The 218-nt window shown below is 34.4% G+C and carries 1 protein-coding gene; it reads left to right on the top strand.

The genetic code is table 11. From position 1 onward, the window contains the following. Positions 1 to 26 precede the first annotated feature (26 nt). Positions 27 to 218: hypothetical protein (locus ACFOZZ_RS05040; RefSeq protein WP_376814847.1), on the top strand; the 192-nt coding region annotated here is incomplete at its 3' end.

Consider the following 218-nt stretch of genomic DNA (forward strand, 5'->3'; position numbering starts at 1 on the left):
CAAGGAACTGATGCTGGGATAGGATTATGAATTACATCTATAAAAATATAAACGCAAAGAAGTGTATTGGGGAAATAAGCAGCCTGACTATTACGCCGTTCTTTGCTTTTGAAATGACAGCAGATAAACAGACAATAAGCTGTTATCTTGATCATTTATTGTCAGAATGGCACTTATGTATAGTTAATTATGAAATAGACGTTGTACTTGCACATCCA

This window comes from Catenibacterium sp. GCM10023432, from assembly GCF_042651925.1.
GTDB classification, from domain to species: Bacteria; Bacillota_I; Bacilli_A; order Erysipelotrichales; family Coprobacillaceae; genus Catenibacterium; species Catenibacterium mitsuoka.